Annotated in this window: 22 protein-coding genes; 19 read left to right on the plus strand and 3 right to left on the minus strand. The window is 45.9% G+C overall.

All coding sequences use genetic code 11. The annotated features are described in order from the left end of the window. Window positions 1-246: 246 nt before the first annotated feature. Entirely contained in the window at window positions 247-978 is a 732-nt protein-coding gene (gene bglS / locus LQ247_RS17775; protein ID WP_231006355.1) for a beta-glucanase, read from the minus strand. A 626-nt stretch (window positions 979-1604) separates the two neighbouring features. Here bglS and citZ point away from each other — a divergent pair. The 9 genes from citZ to coaE all read left to right on the plus strand — a co-directional run bounded on the left by citZ (window position 1605) and on the right by coaE (window position 13154). Then, a complete protein-coding gene (citZ, locus tag LQ247_RS17780) occupies window positions 1605-2723 on the plus strand; it encodes a citrate synthase (RefSeq protein ID WP_020452555.1) in 1119 nt (372 codons plus the stop codon). A 166-nt stretch (window positions 2724-2889) separates the two neighbouring features. Then, window positions 2890-4161 carry an NADP-dependent isocitrate dehydrogenase gene (icd, locus tag LQ247_RS17785; protein ID WP_144499094.1) on the plus strand — a complete coding sequence of 424 codons (1272 nt, stop codon included), beginning with the start codon at window positions 2890-2892 and terminating at the stop codon, window positions 4159-4161. 47 nt (window positions 4162-4208) lie between these two features. Beyond that, on the plus strand, window positions 4209-5147 hold the full coding sequence (mdh, locus tag LQ247_RS17790) for a malate dehydrogenase (protein ID WP_020452553.1): 939 nt from the start codon (window positions 4209-4211) through the stop codon (window positions 5145-5147). Between the two features lie 329 nt (window positions 5148-5476). Then, window positions 5477-6199: a response regulator transcription factor gene (locus LQ247_RS17795; RefSeq protein WP_020452552.1), complete on the plus strand. Its 723-nt coding sequence runs from the start codon at window positions 5477-5479 to the stop codon at window positions 6197-6199. Then, complete coding sequence (gene pnpS / locus LQ247_RS17800; protein WP_231006357.1) at window positions 6192-7937, plus strand: two-component system histidine kinase PnpS; 1746 nt, start codon at window positions 6192-6194, stop codon at window positions 7935-7937. Before LQ247_RS17795 ends, pnpS begins: the two co-directional genes overlap by 8 nt. 255 nt (window positions 7938-8192) lie before the next feature. After that, window positions 8193-10832 carry a DNA polymerase I gene (gene polA, locus LQ247_RS17805; RefSeq protein ID WP_020452550.1) on the plus strand — a complete coding sequence of 880 codons (2640 nt, stop codon included), beginning with the start codon at window positions 8193-8195 and terminating at the stop codon, window positions 10830-10832. 18 nt (window positions 10833-10850) lie between these two features. After that, entirely contained in the window at window positions 10851-11678 is an 828-nt protein-coding gene (mutM, locus tag LQ247_RS17810; protein ID WP_105980075.1) for a DNA-formamidopyrimidine glycosylase, read from the plus strand. Window positions 11679-11898: 220 nt separating this feature from the next. Then, entirely contained in the window at window positions 11899-12531 is a 633-nt protein-coding gene (gene ytaF, locus LQ247_RS17815; protein WP_009329359.1) for a sporulation membrane protein YtaF, read from the plus strand. A 17-nt stretch (window positions 12532-12548) separates the two neighbouring features. Beyond that, the gene (gene coaE, locus LQ247_RS17820) at window positions 12549-13154 is read left to right on the plus strand and encodes a dephospho-CoA kinase (RefSeq protein WP_020452548.1); all 606 of its coding nucleotides are present in this window, start codon (window positions 12549-12551) and stop codon (window positions 13152-13154) included. Window positions 13155-13179: 25 nt separating this feature from the next. Here coaE and LQ247_RS17825 read toward each other — a convergent pair whose 3' ends face one another. Then, a complete protein-coding gene (locus LQ247_RS17825) occupies window positions 13180-14664 on the minus strand; it encodes a pectate lyase family protein (protein WP_145930150.1) in 1485 nt (494 codons plus the stop codon). 253 nt (window positions 14665-14917) lie between these two features. On the opposite strand from LQ247_RS17825, the gene LQ247_RS17830 reads away from it, so the two are divergent. From LQ247_RS17830 to thrS, 9 genes are all read left to right on the plus strand, one after another. After that, window positions 14918-15940 carry a glyceraldehyde-3-phosphate dehydrogenase gene (locus LQ247_RS17830; protein WP_020452546.1) on the plus strand — a complete coding sequence of 341 codons (1023 nt, stop codon included), beginning with the start codon at window positions 14918-14920 and terminating at the stop codon, window positions 15938-15940. A 235-nt stretch (window positions 15941-16175) separates the two neighbouring features. Further along, window positions 16176-16562, plus strand: coding sequence for an adenosylmethionine decarboxylase (gene speD / locus LQ247_RS17835; RefSeq protein ID WP_020452545.1), 387 nt, complete (start codon window positions 16176-16178; stop codon window positions 16560-16562). Window positions 16563-16747: 185 nt separating this feature from the next. Beyond that, entirely contained in the window at window positions 16748-17140 is a 393-nt protein-coding gene (locus tag LQ247_RS17840) for a cytosolic protein (protein ID WP_231006359.1), read from the plus strand. 16 nt (window positions 17141-17156) lie between these two features. Continuing rightward, window positions 17157-17615 carry a transcriptional regulator NrdR gene (gene nrdR / locus LQ247_RS17845; RefSeq protein WP_020452543.1) on the plus strand — a complete coding sequence of 153 codons (459 nt, stop codon included), beginning with the start codon at window positions 17157-17159 and terminating at the stop codon, window positions 17613-17615. Between the two features lie 116 nt (window positions 17616-17731). Further along, window positions 17732-19156 (plus strand): replication initiation and membrane attachment family protein, encoded by a 1425-nt coding sequence (locus LQ247_RS17850; RefSeq protein ID WP_023855478.1) that lies wholly within the window; start codon window positions 17732-17734, stop codon window positions 19154-19156. A gap of 15 nt (window positions 19157-19171) precedes the next feature. Then, window positions 19172-20104 carry a primosomal protein DnaI gene (dnaI, locus tag LQ247_RS17855; RefSeq protein WP_020452541.1) on the plus strand — a complete coding sequence of 311 codons (933 nt, stop codon included), beginning with the start codon at window positions 19172-19174 and terminating at the stop codon, window positions 20102-20104. A 38-nt stretch (window positions 20105-20142) separates the two neighbouring features. Beyond that, window positions 20143-20775 carry a TVP38/TMEM64 family protein gene (locus tag LQ247_RS17860; RefSeq protein WP_026579089.1) on the plus strand — a complete coding sequence of 211 codons (633 nt, stop codon included), beginning with the start codon at window positions 20143-20145 and terminating at the stop codon, window positions 20773-20775. A 77-nt stretch (window positions 20776-20852) separates the two neighbouring features. Continuing rightward, entirely contained in the window at window positions 20853-21695 is an 843-nt protein-coding gene (ytxC, locus tag LQ247_RS17865; RefSeq protein WP_020452539.1) for a putative sporulation protein YtxC, read from the plus strand. Window positions 21696-22039: 344 nt separating this feature from the next. After that, window positions 22040-23971 (plus strand): threonine--tRNA ligase, encoded by a 1932-nt coding sequence (thrS, locus tag LQ247_RS17870; protein ID WP_020452538.1) that lies wholly within the window; start codon window positions 22040-22042, stop codon window positions 23969-23971. Between the two features lie 31 nt (window positions 23972-24002). Here thrS and LQ247_RS17875 read toward each other — a convergent pair whose 3' ends face one another. After that, on the minus strand, window positions 24003-24815 hold the full coding sequence (locus LQ247_RS17875; RefSeq protein ID WP_020452537.1) for an HAD family hydrolase: 813 nt from the start codon (window positions 24813-24815) through the stop codon (window positions 24003-24005). A 259-nt stretch (window positions 24816-25074) separates the two neighbouring features. Between LQ247_RS17875 and LQ247_RS17880 the strand changes: the two genes are divergently transcribed. After that, on the plus strand, window positions 25075-25302 hold the full coding sequence (locus LQ247_RS17880; RefSeq protein WP_020452536.1) for a DUF3923 family protein: 228 nt from the start codon (window positions 25075-25077) through the stop codon (window positions 25300-25302). The last annotated feature ends 116 nt before the right edge of the window (window positions 25303-25418 follow it).

Below are 25418 nucleotides of genomic sequence, written 5' to 3' on the forward strand. Positions count from 1 at the left end.
AGTGAACGAAAAAGAAAAATTGATAGAAAACAGAAAGAAATTGAGGAAACCATCAAAAAATTGAAGGATATGAGATGTCATTTTCACAAAAGAAAGAGAACTAAAGAAGCAAAAAAAGCAAACCCAGAAAGAGGGCTGTCATCATCTCGATAAGATTGTATAAAAGACTAATCATGCCAACAACTTCTCATTACAATCATAAGAGCCTGGTTAGGTTGAGGCTGCAGGCTCTTATCATTTTTGACATTATTTTTTTGTATAACGCACCCAGTCGTAATGAGCGTATAGAGGTGTTACACCGTTGTAGGAACCGAGCCAGTCATCGACACCAATACCATTCCACAAGTTCATCATGATCTTTCCTGGCGTAGTCGGAATTTGGCTCGTCGCGGTATGTTTTAATTGCCCATCGACATACCATTTAATCGAGTTTGGCTGCCAATCGAACGCATACGTATGATAGGCATTGGATGCATCAAATCCGAGATCCACAAGCTTCTCATGGTTTCCTACACCATTCGTATAGTAGTTAAACTGAACCTTTGTTGTGTCTTTTCCTAAAAATTCGATATCAATCTCATCCCAAGGAGTTCCATCTGTTGGACCTGTGTAAGTGAAGAACGATGAAACGATCCCTACGTTTTTAGCTGGTTTCATTCTGACTTCATAAAGTCCATATCCATATGTTTGAACAGAGCGATTTTCCCCGCAGTCAAACTTGTTATAAGATGGACTTGTTAGCCCCAAACGCATTTCACCTAATGATGTCATTGATACGTTATTTGCACGCCAAGTGCAGTTGAACACACCTCCATTCGAATAACCATTTGCTTTCTGCCATAAACCGGAGTTATAGCTGTTAAAAGGGTCAAAAAACGATCCGCCTGCTTGAGCCGAGGCAGTAGAAGTGACTGCAGACAAACTCAAAAACAATCCGGTGACAAGAAGCAGCAACACTCGTTTCATACGATAAGGCATGTGGCATTCCCCTTTCTTTGAAAACGTTTTCTTTATCGATCATACCTGATTCTTTTAAAAGGGAACATCAGTCAAAATAATGATAATAACTTTTCATTCATAAAAACTCCCCCCGTTTGTTTTAAAACGGATGAAGGGGATTTGCTGTAAAGTAACAAGTAAAAGATTTTATCTCTTTTTCTTTTGTTTATAAATTTATTATAGGTGAAAATCATAAACCGATTAGTATGAAAGAACTGGAGGAATACGTCTGTCCACTTTTAATAAAAATCCCTTCCCAAAACCTCCCTCAAATAGATACAGAAGAATACATGATTCTACAAAGCTGTCGATTGATAATAAATAACTACGAACCCTTGATTTATAAGGCTTTGAAAGCATTTTTGATCAAAAACCTACAAATTTATCAGATTATTGTTTATAATATAAATATGCTTAATCTTTATTAAGCATATCGGAGTATCGAACGGTATATAGAAACGCACGATTGTTTTATTTGAAAAACGATTTAATGTAAGCATTTTCTTTTTGGGTTGAAGAAGATGTATACAACATGCGTTGTTTTTGCTCCTAGGTTTTGGTTTAATTTTAAAAGGGGAAATTTTTAAAAAAAGGGAGAGATGAGTATGACAGCAACACGCGGCCTTGAAGGGGTAGTCGCCACTACATCATCAGTAAGTTCAATTATTGATGATACTCTTACATATGTAGGGTATAACATCGATGATTTGACAGAAAAAGCTAGCTTTGAAGAAGTTGTTTATCTGCTTTGGCATTTAAAGCTGCCGAACAAAGAGGAGCTCGCAGAGCTTAAAAAACAGCTTTCTGAAAATGCCGGTATCCCCAAAGAAGTGATTGACCATTTCAAATCCTACTCGAATGGAAAAGTCCACCCGATGGCAGCTCTTCGGACAGCCGTTTCTTTACTCGGACTGTTTGACGAAGAAGCAGATCAAATGGATGCGGAAGCAAACTACAGAAAAGCGGTGCGTCTCCAAGCGAAGATGCCTGCGCTTGTCGCTGCTTTTTCAAGAATCCGCAAAGGGCTCGAGCCGATTGAGCCGAATCCGGAACTCGGTTTTGCCGCCAACTTTCTCTACATGCTGAATGGAAAAGAACCTTCACCTGTTGAAGTGGAAGCGTTTGACAAAGCCTTGATTCTGCATGCGGATCATGAGCTGAACGCATCTACGTTCACAGCAAGAGTATGCGTCGCGACGCTTTCAGACGTCTACTCAGGGATCACGGCCGCAATCGGGGCCTTGAAAGGTCCGCTTCACGGCGGAGCAAACGAAGCAGTTATGAAAATGCTTTCAGAGATTGGCGAGGTTGAAAACGTAGATTCATATATTCACGCCAAGCTTGAAAAGAAAGAAAAGATCATGGGGTTCGGCCACCGCGTATACCGCCAGGGCGATCCCCGCGCAAAACATTTGAAGGAAATGAGCAGACGTTTGACGAATTTAACGGGTGAAAGCAAATGGTATGAGATTTCAGAGCGGACTGAGGAAATCGTCACGTCTCAGAAAAAGCTGCCGCCAAACGTAGACTTTTATTCTGCGTCGGTTTATCATAGCTTAGGAATCGACCATGATCTGTTCACGCCGATTTTTGCGATCAGCAGGGTATCAGGCTGGCTCGCTCACATTCTCGAACAGTATGAAAATAACCGACTGATTCGTCCGCGGGCTGATTACACCGGCCCTGACATGCAGACGTTCATTCCGATTGAAGACAGAAGCTGACCGTTTGAAAGGAGGCTGTTCGAGCTTTGTTCGGCCGGCCTCTTAACGGCTTTCTTAGGAAACAACGATTTCATGAATCTATGAAAAAACATGTTTGTCCCCCGCCAAACGGGGGAAACAAATGTTTTTCTATATTGAAGAATTACATATTATGGGAGGTTTTATTGTGGCACAAGGCGAAAAAATTACAGTCTCCGGCGGAGTATTAAACGTTCCAAACAACCCGGTCATCCCGTTTATTGAAGGGGACGGAACAGGTCCTGATATTTGGAGAGCGGCTTCAAGGGTTCTTGAAGCGGCTGTGGAGAAAGCGTATAACGGCGAAAAGGAAATCACTTGGAAAGAAGTCTACGCCGGGGAAAAAGCGTACAACAAAACAGGCGAATGGCTTCCTGAAGAAACGCTTGATACGATCCGCGAATACCTGATCGCGATTAAAGGTCCTTTAACAACTCCTGTAGGCGGCGGAATCCGCTCATTAAACGTAGCGCTAAGACAAGAGCTTGACCTGTTTACATGCCTGCGTCCTGTCCGCTATTTCACAGGCGTTCCTTCACCGGTTAAGCGCCCTGAAGATACGGATATGGTCATCTTCCGCGAAAATACTGAAGATATCTATGCCGGCATCGAATACGCGAAAGGCTCTGAAGAAGTTCAAAAGCTGATTTCATTCCTGAAAAACGAGCTTGGCGTTAACAAAATCCGTTTCCCTGAAACATCAGGCATCGGTATCAAGCCGGTTTCTGAAGAAGGAACGTCAAGGCTTGTCAGAGCTGCGATCGAGTATGCAATCGAGCACGGCCGCAAATCTGTAACGCTCGTCCATAAAGGAAACATCATGAAATTCACGGAAGGCGCCTTTAAAAACTGGGGCTATGAAGTGGCTGAAAAAGAATTCGGCGATAAAGTATTCACATGGGCCGAATACGACCGCATCGCTGAAAAAGACGGCAAAGACGCTGCAAACAAAGCGCAAAGCGAAGCTGAAGCGGCCGGCAAAGTCATCATCAAAGACAGCATCGCTGACATCTTCCTTCAGCAGATCCTGACCCGCCCTGCCGAGTTTGATGTTGTGGCGACAATGAACCTGAACGGGGACTACATTTCAGATGCGCTTGCTGCCCAAGTCGGCGGAATCGGCATCGCTCCTGGAGCAAACATCAACTATGAGACAGGACACGCCATCTTTGAAGCGACACATGGTACAGCTCCAAAATATGCTGGCCTAGACAAAGTAAACCCGTCTTCAGTCATCCTATCCGGCGTGCTGCTTCTTGAGCATTTGGGCTGGAATGAAGCTGCCGACCTTGTGATTAAATCTATGGAGAAAACAATCGCATCCAAAGTCGTCACATACGATTTCGCTCGTTTGATGGACGGCGCGACTGAAGTTAAATGCTCTGAATTCGGTGATGAGCTTATCAAAAATATGTCTTAAACGGCTGTTTTGGGGTAAAACAACAACAATTAAAAGGGGTAGAAAACATGGGAAAGAAGCGAAATAAAGTATCTGTCATCGGAGCGGGCTTTACAGGTGCAACAACTGCGTTTTTAACGGCTCAAAAAGAATTGGCTGACGTCGTGCTAGTCGACATTCCGCAGCTTGAAAACCCTACAAAAGGGAAAGCGCTCGATATGCTGGAAGCGAGCCCTGTCCAAGGATTTGATGCGAATATTACAGGAACGGCAAACTACGAAGATACGGCCGGCTCAGATATCGTCGTCATCACGGCGGGAATCGCAAGAAAGCCGGGAATGAGCCGGGACGACCTCGTGGCTACAAATGAAAAGATCATGAGGAGCGTAACGAAGGAAGTTGTTAAATACTCACCTGATTGTATCATCGTCGTTCTGACAAACCCTGTGGATGCGATGACATACGCCGTCTATAAAGAATCGGGCTTCCCGAAAGAGCGGGTCATCGGCCAGTCGGGAGTTTTGGATACGGCAAGATTCAGAACGTTTGTCGCTCAGGAGCTCAACCTTTCCGTCAAAGACATTACAGGTTTTGTACTGGGCGGACACGGGGACGATATGGTTCCGCTCGTTCGCTACTCTTATGCAGGCGGCATTCCGCTTGAAACGCTTCTTCCGAAAGACCGGATCGATGCGATTGTTGAAAGAACGAGAAAAGGCGGGGGAGAAATTGTCAACCTGTTAGGAAACGGAAGTGCGTATTATGCGCCAGCCGCTTCCCTGACAGAAATGGTTGAAGCAATCTTAAAAGACCAGCGCCGCGTGCTGCCGACTATTGCCTACCTTGAAGGCGAATACGGCTATGAAGGCATTTACCTCGGCGTTCCGACGATTATCGGCGGAAACGGTCTTGAACAGATCATTGAACTTGAACTGACTGAAACAGAAAGAAGTCAGCTTGATCGATCCGTTGAATCAGTCAAAAACGTCATGAAAGTATTATCATAATGAAAACAGCAGGAAGGCTTTATACAAGCCTTCCTGTTTTTGAATGCGATCTTTTTTTACATAAAACCATATGAAAATCAAGACATAAACACGGGCTGTCAGCATATACCTAATCATAATCATCTGCCCGGACATTTTCATTCTTTTTTCTGGAAGCATTCCATCGCTTAAAACAGCGGTTTATTGCCGAAAAAGAGAGATTTTATGCAAAACACTGAAAAATCAAATTGTCGAACGGATAGGCTTTCGTTAAAATAGGAGTGAAAACGTTTATTTAACAAAAGATAGAGAAAGAGATGTCGGGGAAATCTGAAGCCTGGAGGCATGTCATGAGCAAAAAGATATTAGTTGTAGATGATGAGGAATCGATTGTTACCCTTCTAAAATATAACCTTGAACGGTCGGGCTATCATGTGGTGACGGCCATGGACGGAGAGGCCGGCTTATTAAAGGCGATTGAAGAGAAGCCGGATCTGATCGTGCTCGATCTGATGCTTCCTAAAATGGACGGCATTGAAGTATGCAAGGAACTCAGACAGAAGAAGCTGATGTATCCGATTTTGATGCTGACCGCTAAGGATGATGAATTTGATAAGGTGCTCGGTCTCGAGCTGGGTGCCGATGACTATATGACGAAGCCGTTCAGCCCGAGAGAGGTGACGGCAAGGGTCAAAGCGATTTTAAGAAGAACACAGACGCTGTCCGTTCATCCGGAGGAGACGGAAGAACCGGATGCAGGCGAGCTGATCATAGGCGAATTGAAAATACTGCCAGAACATTATGAGGTTTACTTTCAAAACGAACGCCTCGAGCTAACGCCGAAGGAATTCGAACTCCTTTTATATTTGGGAAGGCATAAAGGGAGGGTGCTGACGAGAGACCTTCTCCTCAACGCTGTCTGGAACTACGACTTCGCGGGCGATACGCGCATCGTCGATGTCCATATCAGCCATCTTCGCGATAAGATCGAAAAAAATACGAAAAAACCGGAATACATTAAAACAATCAGAGGTCTTGGCTACAAAATGGAGGAGCCGAAGCTGAATGATTAAATTCCGGACCCGGCTTTTAGCTGCCCTGCTGACGCTTTTGATTCTCGTATTTGCTTCACTCGGTTTTCTGCTCGTTCACTTGTTTCACTCCTCATACGATGCCAAACTGAGCAGCCATATTGAAAAAGAAGCCGCTTTGGTCGCTTCATTGGCAAATCGTGAAAACATGAAGTCTTCGGAGCAAGGAGCCATTTTAGAGAAGGCAAGCCGTGAACTGGACAGTCATGTATCGCTGGTTGATACAAAAGGTCAGGTTCTTTTTCATTTTGGGGGCCGTGCAGAAGATCAATCCGTTATCAAAGAAGCGCTTGAGTCGGATTTAAACGGTGAAGGAGGAGGCTTCAGAATCAATCCGGATGACGAGTCCGTTTACCGTTACGTGCAGCCGCTGAAAGAAGACGGGAATGTGAATGGATATATTCTGATCAGCACTCCTGTCGATTCATTGCAAGATATCAATCAAAAGATCTGGATTCTCCTCGGCGTGAGCCTTGGAACGGCCTTTTTAATCATCGCCGGGCTTGGGGCGAGAATAACCTCTCAATATACGAATCCGATTGAGTCTGCGACACAAGTGGCGATTGAGCTTGCCAAAGGAAACTATAAAGCAAGGACTTTCAACGAAGATGAAACGATGCTAAGCCAGTCCATCAATATGCTGGCGCAGAACCTGCAGGACATGACAAGAGCACAGGAAATGCAGCGCGACCGTCTGCAAACCGTCATCGAAAATATCGACTCCGGTCTGATCTTAATCGATGGAAAGGGTTATATTCACCTTGTGAACCGCGCTTATCAAAAGCAATTTCACGTAGAAGCCGATCAGCTTCTTTACCATTTCTATCACGAAGTGCTCGAACACGAAGAAATCATTAATCTCATCGAAGAAATTTTCATGACGGAAACAAAGGTCCGCAAAATGTTTAAACTGCCGATCAAAATTGAAAGAAGGTATTTTGAAGTCGACGGAGTTCCAATTATCGGCATCAATGATGAGTGGAAAGGCATCGTTCTCGTGTTCCATGATATGACGGAAAGAAAGCAGCTTGAAGAAATGAGGAAGGACTTTGTCGCCAATGTCTCCCACGAGCTGAAAACGCCGATTACATCGATCAAAGGGTTCACCGAGACGCTTTTAGACGGAGCGATGAACGAAAGGGAGACGCTGCTGCAATTTCTATCGATCATCTTAAAAGAGAGCAGCCGTCTGCAAACGTTGATCCAGGACCTGTTGGATCTGTCGAAAATCGAACAGCAGAACTTCACCTTGAATATTCAAAATTGCAATATTGGTGAAATCCTCGCTGAAATTGAGATGCTTTTGAAGAATAAAGCGGAGGAAAAAGGAATCACCTTGACCCTGGAAAAGCCGGAGATGCCAGCCGTTGCTTCCGGGGATCCGCACAGACTAAAGCAGATCTTTTTAAATTTGGTGAACAATGCCCTCACATATACGCCTGAAGATGGAAACGTAACGATTTCGGCTGGTGTACTGGAAAATGCAGTGCAAGTCAAAGTGAAGGATACGGGCATCGGGATCAAGCGGTCCGAAATCCCGAGAATATTCGAACGCTTCTACCGGATCGATAAAGACAGGAGCAGAAATTCAGGAGGAACCGGTCTCGGCCTTGCGATCGTCAAGCATTTAGTCGAAGCCCACGACGGTGAAATCGACGTCGAAAGCGAGCGGGGGAAAGGCACCGAATTCACGGTCCGCTTAAAACGCGCATCCGAGTAGCTTCATTTAGCAAACTTTACAAAGGCTTAACAACTTTTATATATATGGTTAAAACTTGGCTGATAGGATCATTAGTGAACCCCTTCATCCAAGGAGCCATATGGACGGACGCGATCAACAGCGCGTCCCTTTTTTTATTTTTCTGCGAAATCACTCTCATTTTCCTTTCAAAATGAACTTTGCTAAAATAAAATAAGCAAATATGATCACGAAGTTGAATGGAAGCTGACGAATCGGCTCCTTAGGAGGATAAAGATGACTGAAAGAAAAAAACTAGTATTGGTTGACGGAAACAGCCTGGCTTACCGCGCGTTTTTCGCTCTGCCTCTTCTCAGCAATGAAAAAGGGATACATACAAACGCTGTGTACGGTTTTACCACGATCTTAATGAAGATGCTTGAAGAAGAAAAACCGACCCACATGCTCGTTGCTTTTGATGCGGGGAAAACGACATTCAGACATAAAACGTTTAAAGAATATAAAGGCGGCAGACAAAAAACGCCGCCCGAGCTGTCCGAGCAGCTGCCGTTTATCCGCGAGCTCCTCGACGCCTATCAAATCTCAAGGTATGAGCTTGAAAACTACGAGGCCGATGATATTATCGGCACCCTTGCCAAGTCAGCGGAAAAAGACGGATTTGAAGTGAAGATTTTTTCCGGCGACAAAGACCTGACACAGCTGGCTACAGAAGGAACGACGGTCGCCATCACGAAAAAGGGCATTACAGATGTTGAATACTATACGCCGGAACATGTCCGGGAAAAGTACGGACTTACACCTGAACAAATCATTGACATGAAAGGGCTGATGGGAGACTCATCAGACAACATTCCAGGTGTGCCGGGCGTCGGCGAAAAGACGGCGATCAAGCTTTTGAAACAGTTCCATACAGTAGAGGAGCTGCTGTCGTCAATAGACGAAGTCAGCGGAAAAAAACTGAAAGAAAAGCTTGAAGAATTTAAAGAACAGGCATTGATGAGCAAAGAGCTTGCGACAATTACGACAGAAGCGCCGCTTGAAGTCACCCTCGATTCCCTCGGATACGAAGGTTTTGACAGGGAAGCGGTCGTCAAGATTTTTAAAGATCTCGGTTTTAACTCTTTGCTCGAAAGGATTGGCGAAGAGCCGGGAGAAAAAGAAGAAGAACAGTTTGAAGAGATCAACGTCACGATCAAAACAGACATCACGGATGATTTGTTTGCGTCACCGGCTTCACTCGTTGTCGAACAGCTCGGCGACAATTATCATGAGGCGCCGATCCTCGGTTTTTCGATCGTCAACGAACATGGCGCTTTCTTCATCCCGGAAGAGACAGCTGTTCAGTCGGACCGTTTTAAAGAGTGGGCCGAAGACGAGTCGAAAAAGAAATGGGTGTTTGATGCAAAACGCGCGGCGGTCGCTTTGCGCTGGCGGGGCATCGAACTGAAAGGCGCAGAATTTGACGTTCTCCTTGCGGCCTATATCATCAATCCGGGACACTCTTACGACGATGTTGCAAGCGTTGCGAAAGAACACCAATTACACATTGTCGCGGCAGATGAAGCGGTCTACGGAAAAGGCGCGAAACAGGCGGTGCCGGATGAGAAGGAGCTTGCCGACCATTTAGCCAGAAAAGCGAAGGCGATATCGCTGCTCCGCGAAAAGCTTCTTGATGAATTGGAGAAAAACGAGCAGCTCGATCTGTTTGAAGCGCTCGAAATGCCCCTCGCCCACATTCTCGGTGAGATGGAATCGATCGGTGTCCAAGTCGATGTCGACAGATTGAAAAAAATGGGGGAAGAACTGTCCGCCAAATTAGCGGAATACGAGAAGAAAATCCACGAGTCAGCAGGTGAAACGTTCAATATCAATTCTCCAAAGCAGCTCGGTGTGATTTTGTTTGAAAAACTCGGGCTGCCTGCCGTCAAAAAAACAAAAACGGGCTATTCGACTTCAGCCGATGTGCTGGAAAAACTGCGCGACAAACACGTCATTATCGAAGATATTCTGCACTACAGACAGATCGGCAAGCTCCAGTCCACATACGTCGAAGGGCTTTTAAAAGTAATCAAAAAAGACAGCCATAAAGTGCATACCCGCTTTAATCAAGCTTTAACACAGACGGGAAGGCTCAGCTCAACCGATCCAAATCTGCAAAATATACCGATCCGTCTTGAGGAAGGCCGCAAAATCCGGCAGGCGTTTGTCCCTTCGCAAAAAGGCTGGCTCATATTCGCTGCGGATTACTCCCAAATCGAATTGAGGGTTCTCGCCCACATTTCAAAGGATAAAAATTTGATTGAAGCGTTCACGAACGATATGGACGTTCACACGAAAACGGCGATGGATGTTTTTCATGTATCAGAAGAAGAAGTCACCCCTGCGATGAGGAGGCAGGCGAAAGCCGTCAATTTCGGAATCGTCTACGGAATCAGCGACTACGGCTTGTCGCAAAACCTGGGAATTACAAGAAAGGAAGCGGCCGCGTTTATTGAGCGCTATTTCCACAGCTTCCAGGGAGTTAAAGAATACATGGAAGAAACCGTTCAAGAAGCGAAACAGAGGGGCTATGTGACGACTCTTTTAAGCCGGAGGCGGTATATACCGGAATTGACGAGTCGGAATTTCAATCTGCGCAGCTTTGCCGAACGGACGGCAATGAACACGCCGATCCAGGGAAGCGCCGCAGATATCATTAAAAAAGCGATGATCGACATGGCGGACAAGCTGAAAGAAAAAAATCTCCAGGCCAAACTGCTGCTACAGGTTCACGACGAATTGATTTTTGAAGCGCCTGAAGATGAAATCAAAGTGCTTGAAAAACTGGTTCCGGAAGTAATGGAACATGCATTGGAGCTCGATGTTCCGCTGAAAGTGGACTGCGCTTCAGGGCCTTCATGGTACGATGCAAAATAGAGAAAAGGAAGTGATGATGTGCCGGAATTACCAGAAGTCGAAACGGTCCGGCGCACTCTTGCCGGGCTTGTAAGAGGGAAAACGATCGATGCGGTTGATGTCAGATGGACAAAAATCATAAAACGTCCGGAGGAGCCTGAGGAATTCGCAAGGCTCCTGGCCGGTCAGACGATTCAGTCGATCGGAAGAAGGGGAAAATTCCTGTTGTTTCATCTTGATGATTGTGTCATGGTTTCCCATTTGAGAATGGAAGGAAAGTACGGGCTTCATCAAAACGATGAACCCCTTGATAAACATGTGCACGTCATTTTCAGGTTCACGGACGGAAGCGAGCTGCGCTACCGGGATGTCAGAAAGTTCGGCACGATGCATTTGTTTAAGCCGGGAGAAGAACTGACGGAGCTGCCTCTCAGGCAGCTCGGTCCCGAACCTTGCAGCGAGGAATTTACAGCCGGTTACTTAAGAGAGCGCCTGAAGAAAACAAACCGCTCAGTGAAAACCGCACTGCTCGATCAGCGGACAGTGGTCGGACTGGGCAATATTTATGTCGACGAGGCTTTGTTCAGAGCCGGTATCCATCCCGAGACAACAGCGAACAAGCTCACAAAAAAACAGACGGTTCTTCTTCATGAAGAGATCGTTCAAACGTTAAAGGAAGCTGTTGAAGCAGGGGGAAGCACAGTCAGATCTTACATCAATTCACAAGGTGAAATCGGCATGTTCCAGCTCAAACTTTTCGTTTACGGCCGGAAAGATGAACCTTGTAAAAAGTGCGGATCTCCAATTGAAAAAACAGTCGTTGGCGGAAGGGGCACGCATTTTTGCATAAAGTGCCAGAAAAAATGACAATCGCATAAAAGGGACAACAGCAAGCCGTATCATGGTTCAAGCTGTCGATGCATACGCTCCATATAGCTGTTAAAAGCAAGCTTTAAGGTGTGATGTTTCTTTTTCGGGTAAACAACACACGGATGGTTTTCTTCTTTCATATATATAAGAAGCCTAGAAAGCTGCCTTTAGGCTGCATGACTTAACTGCTCGCATCAACAGAAAGGAAGAGCCTGATATGATGTTTGCATCTTTCTTGCTGCTGGCATTTGCCGTCAGCTTGGACAGTTTTTCAGTCGGATTTACTTACGGATTGCGAAAGTTGAAAATCCCATTTAAAGCGATTTTGATTATTGCTTTTTGCTCTGGTGCCGTGATGTATATTGCCATGATGATCGGAACCCTTTTGGCGAAATTCCTGCCCGTTGTCGTAACAGAAAGGCTCGGAGCCGTCATATTAATGGGGATCGGCGCATGGGTGCTGTATCAGTTTTTCAGGCCGGAGAAAGAACAGGATCTCGTCTTCTCTGAAAAAACGCTCATCAACCTTGAATTGAAATCGCTCGGAATCGTGATACACATTTTAAGAAAACCGACAAGCGCCGACATTGATAAATCAGGAATCATTACCGGTATAGAAGCTTTCCTTCTCGGTTTCGCCCTCTCTATTGACGCGTTCGGAGCAGGGATCGGCGCGGCTGCGCTCGGCTTTTCCCCTGTACCGATGAGCATTACGGTAGGCATCATGAGCTCATTGTTCGTATTTTGCGGAATACAGGCGGGGCGATTTTTATCGAAATGGAACTGGATGGATAAACTGACCTTTCTTCCCGGTATATTGCTGATTATGATCGGCATCTGGAAACTGTAAGAAGGAGGTGCAGGCCTTTGACATTGGTCATCGGGTTGACCGGAGGGATTGCCAGCGGCAAAAGTACTGTCGCGCAAATGTTCCAGCAGTGCGGCATCACAGTCGTCGATGCGGACGTGATCGCGAAAGAGGCCGTTGAACAAGGGATGCCCGCTTATCAGAAAATCGCAGAGACATTTGGTCAAGGCGTGCTGCTTGAAACAGGCGGTATCGACCGGAGAAAACTTGGAGAAATTGTTTTTACTAACGAAGAAAAGAGGATGCAGTTAAATGCGATCGTCCATCCGGAAGTGAGAAAAATGATGATCAAACAGCGCGACGAAGCCATCCGGGCCGGTGAACGGTTTGTTGTTCTCGATATTCCGCTTTTATATGAAAGCGGGCTTGAACATTTGACAGATAAAGTGATCGTCGTCTGGGTGCCGATGGAGCTTCAGCTTGAGCGGCTGATGAAAAGAAACCGGCTCACTGAAGACGAGGCGCTGAACAGAATTCACGCCCAGCATTCTCTTGACGAAAAAAAGAAAAAGGCAGACGCGGTGATCGATAACAGCGGCAGTCTGAAAGATACAGAAGCGCAGCTTCATCAGCTGCTTGATACATGGTCAAATATTGAAAAGTGAGCGCGAAATTGCGCTCACTTTTTTATTAGTCGTTTTTAAACTGGCTGTAATTCGCATAATACAGCGCGGTGCGTTGTGCACCTGCATACCGTTCGGCAAAAGCTTTGGCATTGCCTGCCTTCATCGTCCGATAGCTGTAGTTGGATGAAGGTTTCCAGCTTGTTTCAGGCGATTTCTGTCCTTTTATCGCCGGATATGATCCGACATCTTTAAATGAGCCGTCTCCGTAATCATCAAGTATGCCTTTCTCGCTGCCCGTACCGAAGTAATTGGCTTCAGAATAAATTTTGGCCAATGTCGTTATCGTGAAGCCTAGATGGTAATTGTTGATATAATTGTTTTTCACATGAAAATGGCCGTAACGCATCAACCCGGGCGCCCTGACATAGAGATTCTCAAAACGGTTGTGGCTGATTGTCATCCGCGGATATCCATTATATATACTGTGGTATTGCTTGTCATCTTGAGGCCAGCCGAGAATCAAGCCGTACCTGTGGTCTGTGAATGTGCTGTGAGACAGTGTGACGTAATCGGCTTTAGCGCCGATGTATAAGAGCTTGTCGAGATCGTGACCGTTTGCTGAATAGCTGTGGCCCTGGAATGTGACATGGTCAATCCAGTAATTCCTCGAATCGGTAATGTAAACAGGGATGTCGTTGTTTTCATTTATGAATGCATCATGTGCAATGATCAGATTTTTGAAAATCACGTTGCCTGAGTCCGTTTTTGTTTTAAAGTAAATGTTGTTCAGCTTATGTTTTTCATACGAGCCGATGATTGTTTTATTGGCACCCACCGTCAATACCGTTTTGGCTGAAGCGCCGATATTGCTGGAGACGACAATGGTGCGGGGCGTTGAACCTCCAATATTGGCTTTCAGTTCGCCCAGATTGTTGACATAGACGACTTTTCCAAGCAGGCCGCCGGTTGTGCCTGTTTTCTGCTTGCCATTCGTTTCCTTTGCATAGCCCGCGAAACCTTCGAGACCGTCGCTTGGAAGCTTCCACTTTTGGACGGAGCTGCCTGTATATTTGGCAAGCTTCACTCCGCTGCCGTCCAGTGTCAGGGCAAGGCTGTTGTTTTGCGCACTGACAATTTTATACGTGATAAAGTCTCCGTTTCCGTCTTTGTCAGCCCCGATAATATTCCACAACTCTTCTTTTCGTGAATTGTCATAGTAGACTACAGCGGGATTATTGTTTGACAACGCGTAATGGGAAGGGATGATAATTTTGCCGTTATCCATATTTCTGATTTTGAACTGTTTGCCGTCAGACGTATCCAGCCTCCATCTTTCTGCTTTTTCCCCGCTCGTCTGTTTTGCTGTTAGCGGTGCATTATCTTGATTCCCGGCGGGCGTGATGTTTATGCCTGATAAGCTTTCCAGCCTGATCATCTGTTTCGGATAATCTTCGTTCGCCGCGGAAGCAGCTGCTGTTCCTATAAAAAAATAAATGCCGGCCGCAGCCAAAAAAGAAATGATAAAATATATGTTTTTGGTCAGTTTCATGGTTGTCCTTTCTTGAAGACACTGCCTTCTGTCGTGTGAAAATTTGGCGCCGTTGGAAATTGTAGCACTAAAGATGTATCTGAAATATATGCTTTAATGCCGATTTTTTCTAGTTATTTGTTCACTGTTTCACAAAAACTGCGTAAATTTGCTGTAAAAGAAACAAATGGTATGGCTAATTAAAAATAATGTGTTATACTTATTTTGAATAAATCATGATGTGGAATGACATAAAATAAGGGGTGCATATTTGATGAAAGTGAAAGTTGCGATAAACGGATTCGGCCGGATCGGCAGAATGGTGTTTAGAAAAGCGATGCTTGATGAACAGATTGACATTGCAGTGATCAATGCGAGCTACCCTCCGGAAACGCTCGCTCATTTAATAAAGTATGACACAAATCACGGCCGATATGAGCTTGATGTAAACGCTGGAGACGATTGCCTGTTCGTTAACGGTAAAAAGGTCATGCTGACCAATCAGAGGGACCCTAAACTTCTTCCGTGGGCGCAATACGGGATCGACATCGTCGTAGAAGCGACGGGGAAATTTAACGCGAAGGAAAAAGCGGAAGCTCATATTGAAGCCGGCGCGAAAAAAGTTATTTTGACAGCGCCGGGGAAAAATGAAGACATCACAATCGTGATGGGCGTCAATGAACGCGAATTTGATGCGGAGCGTCATACGATTATTTCAAACGCTTCCTGTACGACGAATTGTCTCGCTCCTGTCGCAAAAGTGCTTGATGATGCATTTGGCATTGAAAACGGCCTGGTGACCACTGTTCACGCATTTACAAATGATCAAAAAAATATTGATAATCCGCACAAAGACTTGAGAAGGGCGCGCGCCTGCGGTTCTTCGATCATTCCGACAACGACAGGCGCCGCGAAAGCGCTGTCACTTGTCATGCCGCATTTAAAAGGAAGAATGCACGGCCTGGCCCTGCGCGTTCCCGTCTCAAATGTGTCACTCGTTGACCTTGTGGCTGATTTAAAAAGCGATGCGACGGCAGAAGATATTAATGAAGCGTTCCGAATGGCGGCGGCAGGCTCGATGTCCGGGATCCTCGATGTATGCGATGAACCGCTTGTCTCATCCGATTTTAATACGAATCCATACTCGGCGGTGATCGACAGCCTTTCAACAATGGTGCTTGAGAACAGAAAGGTGAAAGTGCTCGCATGGTATGACAACGAATGGGGATATTCGTGCAGGGTTGTCGATTTAATCAGATACGTGGCTTCAAGAATGAAACACCCTTCGGCTGTATAAAATAAGAGCATGGACGGATAAAAAATAAATACCCCTTAACCATCAAATGATAAAACCGCCTTGCAAAAAATATTCAAACAAAGTATACTATTTTTCGTGAACTTCTAGTTCGTGAGCGCTTCGGCATTACTTAAAGGGTTAGGACCTCTCCGGACTAACTTTCCCCCGTGGTAAATGACCGGTTCAGTTGCTTGGAAATTCACTTTTCTAATTCTTGTTAAGGGGGGTCCATGCTATGGAAACAATGGGGCGTCACGTTATCTCCGAACTGTGGGGATGCGATTTTGATAAGCTGAATGACATGGATTTTATTGAAAAAACGTTTGTAAATGCGGCACTGAAGTCAGGTGCTGAGGTACGTGAGGTAGCCTTTCATAAGTTTGCACCTCAAGGTGTAAGCGGGGTTGTGATCATTTCTGAATCTCACTTGACCATTCACAGTTTTCCTGAACACGGATATGCCAGCATTGATGTTTATACTTGCGGAGATTTAGATCCGAACGTAGCTGCCGATTATATCGCAGAAGAATTAAGAGCAGAAACAAGAGAGAACATTGAAATACCGAGAGGCATGGGACCTGTTCAGGTGAAACAGGCCAACGCCAAAGCACAGGCACTTTAATGCCGATAGAGGAGCTGGATGAAAAAGCGGACACCGCTTTTAAAATCCGCTCCTTTTTCTTTCCTCTCGCGACAATCCCCGAAACATATTCTCCCCGGCATTCTCTTGCCCTAATTTGTTTTCCCTTGGAAATCAACCATTTTTTTAATAAAATATAGAGAAGAAAGACAAAGGGGACAGGGGATATGAGTCTTTTTCAAAACATTCACCGGTTTTTTTCTACACACGCCGAAACGTCTGACCGCCATCCTTCGGACAAGATGAAGAGCCGCTATTATAAAGCGGCGTCAAAAGAAGCGCTCAATGCTGTAAAGGAAGTGCTGGAAGGCCTTGACGGCTGTAAGGTGACATCGGTGTCGGAAGAAAGAGGAGAAATCAGCGCCGAGGTGAAAAAAACGAGAAAAGCTTTTGTGGTGGCGACAGTCGTGTCGATTCGCCCTTTTGATACAGCGGTGGATTTTAATGTGTCAACGGAAACGTTTTTGCCGACCGATTTTGGCTACAGCCGCGGGCTTGTCTCGACGCTATACAGCGAACTGGACGGAAAGCTGCAGAAATCTGTACATTCAAACAATTGAATAGGGAGCTGAAAAAATGAAATGTCCAGCATGTCAGCATAACGGGACGAGGGTTTTGGACTCCCGTCCCGTTGACGAAGGCAGATCGATTCGCAGAAGACGCGAATGCGAATCATGCAACTATCGATTTACTACATTTGAAAAAGTGGAAGAAATTCCGCTCATCGTCGTAAAAAAAGAAGGAATCCGGGAAGAATTCAGCCGCGAGAAGATGCTCCGCGGTTTGATCAAAGCGTGCGAAAAACGCCCTGTCGCCTTAAAGCAACTTGAGGATATTTGCTTTGAAATTGAAAAAGAGCTTAGAAATCAAGGCGTTGCTGAAGTGAAAAGCGATATGATCGGAGAAATGGTGATGGACCGGCTTGCGAAAATCGACGAAGTCGCATACGTCCGGTTTGCTTCAGTATACCGCCAATTTAAAGATATTAACGTATTTATCGACGAGCTGAAAGACTTAATAAAGAAAGAACGGTAAAGAGCTGTAAATTAATCCAGCTCTTTTCTCATGATAAAACCACGGTCGTGTGACATGAAGGCCTGAAAAAGGTGTAAAATGAGGACAAGAAACAAAGTGGAAGGTTGACAAAAGATATGAGTAATTATTGGAAAGACTTGCTTCCTGTCGATCCGTACGTTGTCAAAAGCTGCGGATTGCTTCAGGACTTGGACCGGCAAATTGTCACGCTATTGTATCAGCCTCTAATCGGCTCTTTTTCATTCAGCTTGTTTCTCACGCTGTGGGGGGAACTGGAGCAAAACAGAGTCTGGGGGAAAAGCTCGACTCACAGACAGCTGATGGCGGCGATGCAGACCAACCTGAAGACGATTCACTCAGAGAAGGAAAAGCTTGAGGGAATCGGACTGTTGAAAACTTATATGAAAGAAACGGAAGACGAGCGTTTGTTTATATATGAATTGATTCCGCCGCTCAGACCGGATGAGTTCTTTCAGGACGGCATGCTGAATGTCTTCTTGTACAACCGCGTCGGAAAAGCGAGGTTTCAGCAGCTGAAAGAATACTTTTCCCACCCGTCTGTTCCCGAAGAAGCACGGGATATCACCCGTTCTTTCAACGAAGTTTTTGCATCTGTCCAGCCGAGCGAATGGAAGATGTCTGACGATATGATCGAAGCGATGGAGCTTCGCGAAGATCGTGAATGGATGAAAGAAGGGAATGGCAAACCGGCGGCGGTCACAGACGACGCCTTTGACTTTCAACTGTTTCTCGCCGGTTTATCCGACACGCTTATTCCGAGAAAAGCGCTGTCAGACCAAGTGAAGGAAACGATTAAAAAGCTCGCCTTTCTCTACGGGATCGAACCGCTTCAGATGCAAAACGTCGTCATGTCAGCCGTTGATGAGCACGATACGATCACGACAGAAGCGCTCAGAAAAGCGGCGAGCGACTGGTATCAGATCGAGCGCAGCGGCCCGCTTCCGGAACTCGTCGACAAAGTGCAGCCGATGAATCTCCGCGAACAGCCGAATCAACAGTCGTCAACGAATGCCAAGGAAGACAATTTGATTGCTTTGCTTGAGCAGGTATCGCCGAAAAAGCTGCTGCAGGATATCGGCGGCGGAGCGGAACCATCCAAAGCCGATCTGAAAATTATAGAAGAAATAATGCTTGACCAAAAATTAGAGCCCGGCGTCATCAATGTTCTGATTTATTATGTCATGCTGAAAACCGATATGAAGCTTTCGAAAAATTACACCCAAAAAATAGCTTCTCACTGGGCCAGAAAAAACGTTCGCACGGTTAGAGAGGCCATGAAGCTTGCGAAAGAAGAAAACCGCCAATATCTTGAATGGGCGGAAGGGAAGAAAAAGCCTTCCCGGAACAAGAAAGTCATCAGGGAAGAAAAGCTGCCTGACTGGCTTCGGGAAAGTGACGAAGCCGACAGCAAACCGCTCGAAACAGAGCCGGCCGGTTCCGTAACGAGAGAAGGCTTTGACCAACAGAAGCAGAAGCTGCTCGAAGAAATAAAAAAACTGAAAAACCATTCCGCTCTTTAATGTGAGGTGAAGATGATGGAGCCGATTAAACGCGCTTTGCAAGGCGTGACGACGAGACCCGATTTTCAAAAACGCCTTGAAGATATGAAAGAAAAAGTGCTCTCTGACAAGGATGTTCAGGAGTTTTTAAACAGCCGCCAGTCAGAAGTGGATCAAGGAATGATCGACAGGAGCCTAAACAAGCTTTATGAATTTACACAGCAAAGCAAAGCATGCCAAGACTGCCCGAGTCTGAAAGAGTGCAAAAACCTGATTCAAGGTTATCATCCAAAGCTTGTGATGAACGGAAAAACGATCGATGTTCAATATGACAGGTGTCCGGAAAAAAAGGCAGCGGACGAGAGGGAAAGACAGCGGTCGCTGATTAAAAGCATCTATATTCAACAGGATCTCTTGAATGCTACGTTTGCCGATATTGACGGAGATGATCCGAGCAGATTAAAGGTCCTTCAGCTTGTGACGGGCTTTTTGCATGACTATAACGAAACGGGAAAGGGAAAAGGCATCTACGTCTACGGGAAGTTCGGGGTCGGAAAAACCTTTATGCTGGCCGCCATCGCCAACGAGCTTGCGGCAAAGGACCATCCATCCATTCTCGTCTATGTCCCCGAATTTGTCAGGGAACTGAAAAATGCGATACACGATCAGTCGCTTGAAGAAAAGCTTGAGATGGTCAAGTCTACGCCGATTCTAATGCTCGATGATATCGGTGCGGAGTCCATGTCAAGCTGGGTGAGGGATGAGGTGCTTGGCGCCATCCTTCAGCACAGAATGTCTCATCAGCTGCCGACGTTTTTCTCTTCCAACTTTGACCCTGATGAACTGAAACACCATTTCACCTATTCGCAAAGGGGCGAAAAAGAAGAGGTGAAAGCGGCAAGGCTGATGGAGAGGGTACTGTATTTAGCGACGCCTGTCCGGCTGGACGGGAAAAACCGGCGTCAGTAATCACATGATCCCGAGCTTCAATTACGGAGATGAAGAAGATGCAAAAAAGAACCTTGGCCAAATGGACGGTTATCGCCGTAATCGCGGCGGCCGGACTATGGTTGAATGCGAAATATCTGAATCTGAGCCCCGCTCATATAAGAGAAGGCGTCTTATCCTTCGGGATTTTCGCCCCGCTCATCTATATCGGATTATTGATGATCCGGCCGTTTTTGCTGCTACCTGCTTCCGTTTTCGCCGTCAGCGGGGGCCTCGCATTCGGTCCGCTGTTTGGCTCTTTGTATTCTTTTATCGGTGCGGCGGGCGGTGCATTTTTGTCATTCGCTGTTGCATACAGGCTCGGCGGAAACCTTCAGCACATGCCGCTGAAGCTTGACAGCCTGCGGACGCTTTTGCGGAAAAACGGCTTTTTCTGCATTCTGCTCTTGAGGCTCGCGCCGATTCATTTTGACGCGGTTAGCTATGCGGCAGGCGTGTCAAAAGTGAAGCCCCTGTCGTTTGCCCTGGCGACGGCTGCGGGCATCATTCCGGGCACCGTTATTTTAAATGTGCTCGGGTCAAGCCTCTTGACCGGCGACATCATAGCAATTGCAGCTACAGCGGCAATTTACTTGATATTCATTACCGTGCCTCTTTTGTTCAGAAAAAAAGTGCAGGCGCTCCTCGATTAAGGGCTCATCCTTTTTTTACGTCTATTTTATTTGTCACCCCCATATACATGTATCAGATGTTGTTAGGGGGGACAAACATGCTTGAAATTACATTTGAAGATGATTATGATACAGCCGCGTTTTTGCATCTCCTTCGCAATGCGGATGCGAACCGGCATATCAAGATTCACGAAGCACCAGGGAAGATCGGAATTGAAAAGACCCATTCCTCTGTCAGTATTCAGGCCTATATTGAGCCGGTTCTGACGAGATTTTTTACAGAATGCAAAGAAGACGAATACATGCTTTCGGTTATTGAAGGCGATTATTACTTTTTGGACCGGGATGAACAGCAGCAGATTCTTCAACTGGCCCACAGCATTATGGAGGGCGAACTTGAAGGGCTTCCTCTCAACAAGGACGACACCCCTCGCGAACATTACATCATTCAGGAGCTCCAAACGATTTGTCTTGAGGAAAACGTCTTTTCCATTCGGTCTTTTATGACATTTCGCCTCGGGAGGTATTATGAACGCCTCAGGTCTTATGTGGAGGCGGCAATCGACGAGTATAAAATGGAACAGGAATATCAGACATTCATTCAATCGCTGAGAGACTACGTCATGTCGAAAGAGCCGATGCTTGACCATGTCCGCATTGTGCACGACGGTTATTTTGTATTGTGGGAATTAAAGTATATTTCTGAACGGGAACAAAAAAAATACATAGACAGGCGGTTCGTAAGAGAACACCCGATGTATATTGATTCCCATCTCCTGGCTCCGCTCGTATCGATTGCGCCGGAAAAAATAGACCTCTATACAGAAGACCGGGAACACGCCATGGTTCAGACCATTCAAAATATTTTTCAGGAGCGCGTACGGATTCTTTCGCTTGACGCCTTTCATCCGCGAGAAAACATTTTGGAAGAGCATTCTTGATTTTGTGTGAAAAACGATTTATAATACGATGTAAACTTAAAGATATTATGTATCGATAAGGACATGAAAAGATGAACACCGGTTTGACAGAGAGGGAGACCACGGCTGAAAGTCTCTTAAGCCAAGGAGCATTTTTTTACCGCCTTTGAACATCAGTTGTGAACGACAATGTGTCTAGTAATGACTGACGGGACTTCCCGTTACAGAACCGAAAGCCGAGAGCGCGACGGGTCTTTTGCGTTTTCGGGAAAAAGGGTGGAACCACGAATTCCGTTTATTAATCCTCGTCCCTTTCATAGGGGGACGGGGATTTTTTATTTTGTAAAAAAAAAGGAGTGACTAGGATGTCAGATATGGTAAAAATCAAATTTCCTGACGGAGCGGTTAAGGAGTTTGCAAAAACGACGACAACAGAAGATATCGCGGCATCAATCAGTCCCGGCTTAAAGAAAAAATCAATAGCGGGGAAATTAAACGGCAAAGAAATCGATCTGCGCGCACCGATCCTTGAGGACGGCGCCATCGAAATCATTACAGAAGGCAGCGAAGAAGCGCTTGAAATCATGCGCCACAGTACTGCACACTTAATGGCCCAGGCGATCAAGCGCCTGTATAAAAACGTGAAGCTCGGCGTGGGTCCGGTCATTGAAAACGGCTTCTACTACGATGTGGATATGGAAGAAGCGCTGACTCCGGAAGACCTTCCGAAGATTGAGAAGGAAATGAAAAAAATCGTTGGCGAAAATCTGCCGATCGTAAGAAAAGAAGTCAGCCGTGAGGAAGCCAGAGCCCGGTTTGCCGAAATCGGCGATGATTTGAAATTGGAACTGCTTGATGCGATTCCGGAAGGTGAAACGGTATCGATCTATGAGCAAGGCGAATTCTTCGATCTGTGCCGCGGTGTTCACGTTCCTTCGACAGGAAAAATCAAGGAGTTCAAACTGCTGAGCCTTGCGGGAGCATACTGGCGCGGAGACAGCAACAACAAGATGCTCCAGCGCATTTACGGTACGGCTTTCTTCAAAAAAGCGGAGCTTGATGAGCATCTTCGCCTCCTTGAGGAAGCAAAAGAACGCGACCACAGAAAGCTCGGAAAAGAACTGAAGCTGTTTGCGATTTCGCAAAAGGTAGGGCAAGGGCTGCCGCTTTGGCTGCCAAAGGGTGCAACCATCAGACGCGTCATCGAGCGCTATATCGTTGACAAAGAGCTTGCGCTCGGCTATGAGCACGTGTATACACCTGTCCTTGGCAGCAAAGAACTTTACGAAACGTCAGGGCATTGGGATCATTATCAAGACACAATGTTCCCTCCGATTGAAATGGACAATGAAACATTGACGCTTCGACCGATGAACTGTCCGCATCATATGATGATTTATAAAAACGACATTCACAGCTACCGTGAACTGCCGATCCGGATCGCGGAGCTCGGAACGATGCACCGCTACGAAATGTCAGGCGCTCTCTCAGGTCTGCAGCGTGTTCGCGGGATGACTTTGAATGACGCGCACATTTTCGTCCGTCCCGATCAAATTAAGGAAGAGTTCATCCGCACTGTCCGCCTGATTCAGGAAGTGTATGAAGACTTCGGCCTTGAGCAGTACTCATTCCGCTTGTCTTACCGCGACCCTGAAGATACAGAGAAATATTACGATGACGATGAAATGTGGAACAGAGCGCAATCGATGCTGAAGGAAGCGATGGACGAGATCGGACACGATTATTACGAAGCCGAAGGGGAAGCGGCGTTCTACGGACCGAAGCTTGACGTTCAGGTCAAAACAGCAATCGGAAAAGAGGAAACACTGTCAACTGTACAGCTGGACTTCCTTCTTCCTGAAAAATTTGATCTGACATATGTCGGAGAAGACGGAAAACCTCATCGTCCGGTCGTCATTCACAGAGGTGTCGTTTCCACAATGGAACGGTTTGTCGCTTTCTTAATTGAGGAGCATAAAGGCGCATTGCCGACATGGCTTGCCCCTGTTCAGTTCCAGGTCATCCCTGTATCGCCGTCCGTGCATCTTGACTACGCCAAAAAAGTTCAAGAGCGCCTGCAGCGTGAAGGACTTCGTGTTGAAGTCGATATCCGTGACGAGAAAATCGGCTATAAAATCCGTGAAGCACAGATGCAAAAAATCCCGTACATGCTTGTCGTCGGCGACCAGGAAGTTGAAAACGAAGCCGTCAACGTCCGCAAATACGGAGAGCAAAAATCAGAAACAGTTGCCTTTGCAGACTTCATTAAAAAAGCCGTTGCAGAAGCAAAGAAATAAACGAGAAAAAAGCATGATTCCCGCTCGGGAGTCATGCTTTTTTGCTTAGTTTGTCGGCTGTTTTTCCGCGGAGGATATCGAACAGTTCGCTCAAATGGCTGATTTCGTGATCGGGTGTAAGGTCAGTTTCATTCTTTTTGCCTTTGCGGTTGACCCAGACGGTTTGAATGCCCGCTCTGGAAGCCCCGAGAATGTCGGTGTTCAAGTTGTCTCCGACCATCACGGCATCATCCTTTGTCATGCCGAGGAGGCTGAGGCAGTGTTCAAATATGCTTGGATCAGGCTTTCCTTTTCCGAATTCACCGGAAATGACGATTTCATTAAAATAAGGAGCAAGTTCCGGTACGCCTGCCAACTTTTCTTTCTGCAGGCTCGGATCGCCGTTTGTCAGCAAAAGAAGCTCTACTTTTCCTTTCAGTTCATCTAAAACGGCAAATGTTTCTTCATACACGAAAGGGCTCTTTCGGCGCACTGCGGCGAAATATTCGCCGAGTTCTTCCCCGAAGGCGGGATCGTCGATGCCAAACGCCTTCAATCCGTTTGTCCATGCGTTTTTTCTGTATTCAGGAACAATTTTGTTCAGTTTTTGAAAGCCTTCGCTGATCGGCTCGCTGAAGTTTGACCACAGGCCTTCAAATGGGTTGATGCCGATCATGACGGTGTATGGATATGTTTCATAAGACGTGTAAAGCTTTCGCGCTGCTTCGCGGACCGCTGCTTCAAATTCTTCCGCATGGATTCCGTATTTTTCTTCAGCTTTAAGACACGTTTTGGAAAATGCTGTGCTGACGCTTTTTTCATCCCAGAGCAATGTATCGTCTAAATCAAAAAATACGGCTTTCATGATCTTCTCCTCTGCCATTAATTTATAGAATTCTCTTATTTATTTTACAATAGATTAAATGGATGTGAAAGAAATGAATTTAAGAATGTGATGTAATGCAGTGTCAAAGTGTGAAAGCTTCTCGAATATGATAGAATGAAACGGGTTTCTATTGTTTGGAAATGCGGGGGATTTTTAAGATGCATCTTATGGCCGTGATAACGGGTTCACATGCGGACAGAAGAAGCAGATACAGTGTAGAAATGGAAGGAATGGTTTTGTGAAAAAACGATGGATATTTTGGTGGATTTGCAACATATTTTGGATGGCCGTTTTTGTAATGGGGACGGCTCTCGTGTGGCTGAGAGATGTTGATGGCGCCGGTGTTACTCAAACGCCTGAGCTTAAATTAATAGCGTTTATCGTTTTATTGATTGCATTTATATTTCCATTCATTATTCAAGTTGTGTGGCTGATTGTTAATTTGAAAACAGGTAGCAGCAAATAAGGTAAAGGCAGCAATTGTTTGCTGCCTTCAGCGTGTCGACAAACCCTCGCATTCGTTGTCAGGCCTGCGCGTCGGTGCTCACGAATTCTAACATTCGCTCCGCTCCGATGCTCGGC

Origin of the sequence: Bacillus sp. BS3(2021) (assembly GCF_021043345.1) — a bacterium.
Classification (GTDB): Bacteria; Bacillota; Bacilli; order Bacillales; family Bacillaceae; genus Bacillus; species Bacillus paralicheniformis.

Excerpts from the sequence above, each read along its gene's own strand:
- bglS (WP_231006355.1), bottom strand. The coding sequence starts at position 978 with ATGCCTTATCGTATGAAACGAGTGTTGCTGCTTCTTGTCACCGGATTG.
- citZ (WP_020452555.1), top strand. The coding sequence starts at position 1,605 with ATGACAGCAACACGCGGCCTTGAAGGGGTAGTCGCCACTACATCATCA.
- mdh (WP_020452553.1), top strand. The coding sequence starts at position 4,209 with ATGGGAAAGAAGCGAAATAAAGTATCTGTCATCGGAGCGGGCTTTACA.
- LQ247_RS17795 (WP_020452552.1), top strand. The coding sequence starts at position 5,477 with ATGAGCAAAAAGATATTAGTTGTAGATGATGAGGAATCGATTGTTACC.
- pnpS (WP_231006357.1), top strand. The coding sequence starts at position 6,192 with ATGATTAAATTCCGGACCCGGCTTTTAGCTGCCCTGCTGACGCTTTTG.
- polA (WP_020452550.1), top strand. The coding sequence starts at position 8,193 with ATGACTGAAAGAAAAAAACTAGTATTGGTTGACGGAAACAGCCTGGCT.
- ytaF (WP_009329359.1), top strand. The coding sequence starts at position 11,899 with ATGATGTTTGCATCTTTCTTGCTGCTGGCATTTGCCGTCAGCTTGGAC.
- LQ247_RS17825 (WP_145930150.1), bottom strand. The coding sequence starts at position 14,664 with ATGAAACTGACCAAAAACATATATTTTATCATTTCTTTTTTGGCTGCG.
- LQ247_RS17830 (WP_020452546.1), top strand. The coding sequence starts at position 14,918 with ATGAAAGTGAAAGTTGCGATAAACGGATTCGGCCGGATCGGCAGAATG.
- speD (WP_020452545.1), top strand. The coding sequence starts at position 16,176 with ATGGAAACAATGGGGCGTCACGTTATCTCCGAACTGTGGGGATGCGAT.
- LQ247_RS17840 (WP_231006359.1), top strand. The coding sequence starts at position 16,748 with ATGAGTCTTTTTCAAAACATTCACCGGTTTTTTTCTACACACGCCGAA.
- nrdR (WP_020452543.1), top strand. The coding sequence starts at position 17,157 with ATGAAATGTCCAGCATGTCAGCATAACGGGACGAGGGTTTTGGACTCC.
- LQ247_RS17850 (WP_023855478.1), top strand. The coding sequence starts at position 17,732 with ATGAGTAATTATTGGAAAGACTTGCTTCCTGTCGATCCGTACGTTGTC.
- dnaI (WP_020452541.1), top strand. The coding sequence starts at position 19,172 with ATGGAGCCGATTAAACGCGCTTTGCAAGGCGTGACGACGAGACCCGAT.
- LQ247_RS17860 (WP_026579089.1), top strand. The coding sequence starts at position 20,143 with ATGCAAAAAAGAACCTTGGCCAAATGGACGGTTATCGCCGTAATCGCG.
- ytxC (WP_020452539.1), top strand. The coding sequence starts at position 20,853 with ATGCTTGAAATTACATTTGAAGATGATTATGATACAGCCGCGTTTTTG.
- thrS (WP_020452538.1), top strand. The coding sequence starts at position 22,040 with ATGTCAGATATGGTAAAAATCAAATTTCCTGACGGAGCGGTTAAGGAG.
- LQ247_RS17875 (WP_020452537.1), bottom strand. The coding sequence starts at position 24,815 with ATGAAAGCCGTATTTTTTGATTTAGACGATACATTGCTCTGGGATGAA.